The 4,787-nt window shown below is 75.2% G+C and carries 4 protein-coding genes; all 4 read left to right on the top strand.

The genetic code is table 11. The features are described 5' to 3' along the window. Positions 1-195: 195 nt before the first annotated feature. A complete protein-coding gene (gene tsaE, locus KBA23_RS15875) occupies positions 196-702 on the top strand; it encodes a tRNA (adenosine(37)-N6)-threonylcarbamoyltransferase complex ATPase subunit type 1 TsaE (RefSeq protein WP_290742968.1) in 507 nt (168 codons plus the stop codon). Continuing rightward, entirely contained in the window at positions 699-1,688 is a 990-nt protein-coding gene (locus KBA23_RS15870) for a phosphotransferase (RefSeq protein ID WP_290742965.1), read from the top strand. The genes tsaE and KBA23_RS15870 overlap by 4 nt, the downstream gene beginning before the upstream one ends. Continuing rightward, positions 1,685-2,380 (top strand): nucleotidyltransferase family protein, encoded by a 696-nt coding sequence (locus tag KBA23_RS15865; RefSeq protein ID WP_290742961.1) that lies wholly within the window; start codon positions 1,685-1,687, stop codon positions 2,378-2,380. The genes KBA23_RS15870 and KBA23_RS15865 overlap by 4 nt, the downstream gene beginning before the upstream one ends. Further along, positions 2,377-4,787 (top strand): double-strand break repair protein AddB (gene addB, locus KBA23_RS15860; protein ID WP_290742959.1); only part of this gene is annotated, 2,411 nt, incomplete at its 3' end. The genes KBA23_RS15865 and addB, both read left to right, overlap by 4 nt.

Here is a 4,787-nt window from a genome sequence, read left to right as displayed (position 1 = left end):
TCGAGGAGGCCGGCGGCGCGCTGAGCATCGAGAATGTGGGCGGCCGTGTGACCTTCGCCGCCGATCTCGCCGCGCCGAAGGCGGGGACGGCGGGCGGCCTGGCGCTGCGCGCCTGAGCAACCGCGTCAGCCCGGACCATCCGATTCGTGAGGGGTTGCGCGCCGCGCGCGGGACGGTAGAACGGCGCGATCGCGCATGACGGACCGGATCCCCTCGTTGAAGACCATGCTCACCCTGAGCGACGCCGCGGCGACCGAGGCGCTGGCCCGCGCATTGGCGCCAGGGCTGGGCGCCGGGGATCTCGTGGCGCTGGTCGGCGGGCTCGGTGTCGGCAAGAGCGTCTTTGCCCGCGCGCTGATCGGCAGCCGGCTGGCCGCGCTCGGGCGCGCGGAGAGCGTACCTTCGCCGAGCTATACGCTGGTGCAGACCTATGATCTCGGCGATGTCGAGCTGTGGCACGCGGACCTCTACCGGCTGGGCGCTCTCGACGAGATCGGCGAGCTGGGGCTGGAGGAGGCCTTCGCCGGGGCGATCACGGTCGTCGAATGGGCGGATCGGCTCGGGCCCGCCCTGCCGCCGCGGCGCCTGACCCTGGCGCTCGATTTCGAGGAGCGGGGCGAGGCGCGCCGGGCCGAGCTGACGGCGGAGGGCGGCGGTTGGGACTGGCTGCCCGCCGCGCTGGCGGCGGTGGGCGCCCCGTGACCCGATCCGAGCGCATCGAGGATTTCCTGGCGGGCGCGGGCTGGGCCGGCGCGCATCGCGCTCCGCTGGCCGGCGATGCATCTGCCCGCCGCTACGAGCGCGTCCGCCGCGGCGCCCGCGCCGCGATCCTGATGGACGCGCCCCCCGAAAGCGGGCTGGATCTCACCCCCTTCGTCGCCGTCACGGGTTGGCTGCGCGACCACGGCCTTTCCGCGCCGGAGATCCTCGCGGCGGACCTTGGCGGCGGCCTGCTTCTGCTCGAGGATCTCGGCGAGGATCTCCTCGCCACGCTCTGCGCCGCCGATCCGGCCCGCGCGCCGGAGCTCTACAGGGCGGCGATCGACCTTCTCGCCTGGTTCCAGTCCTTGCCGCCGCCAGCCGGCGGCTGGACGCCGCCGCCCTACGACATGGCGGTGCTGCTGCGCGAGGCGCGGCTGGCGACGGAATGGTACCTGCCCGCGGCGACGGGCGCGCCGGCGCCGGCCGATCTCGCCGCCGAGTTCGACGCGCTGGCCGAGGCCGCCTTCACCCCGCTCCTGCCCGCCTCGACCGTCCCGATCTATCGCGACTATCACGCGGAAAACCTGATCTGGCTGCCCGCGCGGCGCGGTCGCGCGCGCGTCGGCCTGCTCGACTATCAGGACCTGCTGATCGGCCATCCGGCCTATGACCTCGTCTCTCTGCTCGAGGACGCCCGGCGCGATGTCGCGCCCGAACTGCGCGCCGCGATGCTGGCCCGCTACCGCGCGCGGACCGGCGCCGAACCCGAGGCGCTCGACCACGCGGCTCATGTCCTTTCGGCCCAGCGCAACCTCAAGATCCTCGGGCTCTTCACCCGGCTCGCGCGGCGCGATGGCAAGCCGCGCTATCTCGGCTATCTGCCGCGCGTCTGGTCCTATCTGCGGGCCGACCTCGCGCATCCGGCGCTGGCGCCGCTCGCGGGCTGGGTCGAGGCCCATCTGCCACCGCCGGGGACCACGCCATGACACCGCGGGCGGGCATCATCTTCGCCGCTGGACTCGGCACGCGCATGGGCGCGCTGACGCGCGAGCGGCCGAAGGCGCTGATCGAGGTCGCCGGCCGGCCGCTGATCGACCATGCGCTGGCGCTCTATCGCGCCGCGGGGGTCGCCCGGATCGTGGTCAATACCCACGCCCACGCCGAACAGATCCACGCCCATCTTGCACGGGTGGCACCGGAGACTCGGATCTCCTTCGAGCCGAGGCTGCTTGAAACCGGCGGCGGGTTGCGCAACGCGCTGCCCTTGCTCGGGCCGGGGCCGGTCTTCACGCTCAACGCGGACATGGTCTGGGGCGGGGAAAACCCGTGTCTCGCGCTCGCCGCGGCCTGGGACGCGGCGCGGATGGACGCGCTGCTCTGCCTTGTGCCGCGCGCGGCGGCGCGGGGGCATTCCGGCGCGGGCGATTTCCACCGCGCGGCGGACGGGCGGCTGACACGGCGCGGCGCCGCTCCGTCCGCGAACTTCGTCTATGCGGGCGCGGGGATCCTCGGAGCCGACGCGCTTCGCGGGCTCGGCGAGGGCGCCTATTCCCTGAACGCGGTCTGGGAGCCGATCCTGGCGGCGGGGCGGATGTCTGGAACCGTCCATCAGGGGCTATGGGTCGATGTCGGCCGCCCCGAGGGGGTCGCGCTCGCCGAGGCGGCCCTGGCGCGATGAGCGCGCTCTTTGCCCCGAGCGACGGCCCCCGGGTCTTTGCGCTGCCGCCCGGCGTCGATTTCGGGGCCGCGCTGATCGCGGGGCTCGAGGCCCGGCTCGCCGGCGAGCCGCCCGAAGCCGTGGCGCGGGTCGAGATCTGGGTGAATACGCAGCGGATGCGCCGGACGCTGATCGAGCGTCTGACCGGCGGGCCGGCACGCCTTTTGCCGCGGGTTCGCGCGCTGACCGAACTTGCCGACGACCCGCTCCTGCCCGGTTTTGTCGCGGCGCCGGTCCCGGCCCTGCGCCGCAAGCTCGAACTGTCGCGGCTGATCGGCCGGTTGCTGGCTGTCGAGCCGGGGCTGGCGGCCGAGACCGCCGCCTTCGATCTCGCCGACAGCCTCGCCGAACTCATGGACGAAATCCAGGGCGAGGGAGTGCCGATGGAGGCGCTCCTCACCCTCGACGCGGGCGAACACGCCGCGCACTGGCAGCGCGGCCTGCGCTTTCTGACCCTGCTCGCCGACTATATGGCGGCGGGCGCGCAGACCGGTGGCGAGGGTCGGATGCGCGCCGCCGCCACCGCGTTGACGGAGCGCTGGGCGCTCCGGCCGCCGGAGCATCCGGTGATCGTCGCGGGCTCGACCGGCTCGCGCGGAGCGACGCGCCTGTTCATGACGGCGGTCGCGCGCCTGCCACGCGGGGCGCTCGTGCTGCCGGGCTTTGACGCGCATCTGCCGGCCGGGGTCTGGCGGCGGCTCGGGCGCGAGGACGCGGGCGCGGCCGACCATCCGCAGCACGGGTTTCGCGCCCTCTCGGACGCCCTTGGCTTTGACCTTGGCGCGGTGCGCGCCTGGACCGAGGCGCCGCCGCCCGCGCCGGAGCGGAACGCCTTCCTGTCGCTCGCGCTGCGGCCGGCGCCGGTTACCGACCAGTGGCGCGGCGAGGGGCGGGCGATGGCGCCCGACCTCGCCGCCGCCTGGGCCGGCGTGACCTGGGTCGAGGCGCCCGACCCCCGGTCCGAGGCGCTGGCCATCGCCCTCGCCTTGCGCGGCGCCGCCGAGACGGGCGAGACGGCCGCGCTCGTCACGCCGGACCGGACGCTGGCGCGGCGGGTGACGGCCGAGCTCGACCGCTGGGGCATCCTGCCCGACGACAGCGCCGGCCGGCCGCTGGCACTGACCCCGCCTGGCGTGTTGCTGCGCCGCGTCGCCGACCTGATCGGCGCGGCCCTGACCCCCGAGGCGCTGCTCGTGCTGCTCAAGCACCCGCTGACCCACGCCGACGCGCGCGGCCCGCACCTGCGCCTGACCGCCCGGCTGGAGCGGCGCCTGCGCGGCGGCTCGCCGGTCATCGACTGGAACGCGCTCGAAGGCGGGATCGAGGGCGAGGAGGCGGGCGCCTGGCTCGCCTGGCTGCGCGCCAGCCTCGCGCCGCTGGCGGGGATCGGGGCGGCACCGCTCGGGAGCGTCGCCGCCGCCCATGTCGCGGCGGCCGAGGCGCTCGCCGCCGGGCCGTCCGGCACCGCCGCCGCGCTCTGGGACCGCGAGGCCGGGCGGCAGGCACGCGCGCTCTTCCAGTCCCTCGACCAGGAGGCCGACGCCTATGGCGCGCCGATCGCGCCGGCCGAATATCGGGCCCTCCTCGCGTCGCTGATGGCCGCCGGCGACGTGCCGGAGGAGGCGGTCGTCACCCATCCCGGTGTCTTCATCTGGGGCACACTCGAGGCACGGGCGCGCTCGGCCGATCTCGTCATCCTCGGCGGCCTCAACGAAGGCGTCTGGCCCCGACTGCCCGGCGCCGATCCGTGGCTCAACCGTGCCATGCGCCGCGACATTGGTCTGCCGAGTCCGGAGCGGCGGATCGGCCTCTCGGCCCATGATTTCCAGCAGGCGGCGGGCGCGCGACAGGTGATCCTCGCCCGCGCCACCCGCGACGCCGACGCGCCGACTGTCGCCGCGCGCTGGCTGCTCCGGCTCGAGAACCTGCTCCTCGGCCTGCCGCCGGAGGGACCAGCGGCGCTCGAGGCGGCGCGGGCGCGGGGCCGGATGCTGGTCGCGCAGGCGGCGCGGCTCGACCGTCCCGCGACCCCGACGCCGCCGGCCCGCCGCCCCGCGCCGCGCCCGCCCCTCTCGGCCTTCCCGAGGGATCTGTCGGTGACGCAGATCGAGACGCTGGTACGCGATCCCTACGAGGTCTATGCGCTCAAGGTGCTGCGCCTGCGGCCGCTCGATCCGATCGGCCGCCAGCCGGACGCGCTGACCCGAGGCAGTGCGATCCATGCGATGCTCGACGCCTTTCTCGGCGCGACCGAGGACGGTCTGCCCGACAACGCCGCCGAGATCTTTCGCGCGGCGGCGGTCGCGGAATTCACCCGCGTCGCCCCCTGGCCGGCGGTGCGCGCCATGTGGATCGCCCGGATGGAGGG

Source organism: Amaricoccus sp. (assembly GCF_017995835.1).
Classification (GTDB): Bacteria; Pseudomonadota; Alphaproteobacteria; order Rhodobacterales; family Rhodobacteraceae; genus Amaricoccus.
Note: the sequence above shows the minus strand (reverse complement) of the source record. Positions and strands in the feature narration are given on the sequence as shown.

What these genes read in the sequence shown, in the direction of transcription:
- tsaE (WP_290742968.1), top strand. Translation starts at nt 196, where the DNA reads ATGACGGACCGGATCCCCTCGTTGAAGACCATGCTCACCCTGAGCGAC.
- KBA23_RS15865 (WP_290742961.1), top strand. Translation starts at nt 1,685, where the DNA reads ATGACACCGCGGGCGGGCATCATCTTCGCCGCTGGACTCGGCACGCGC.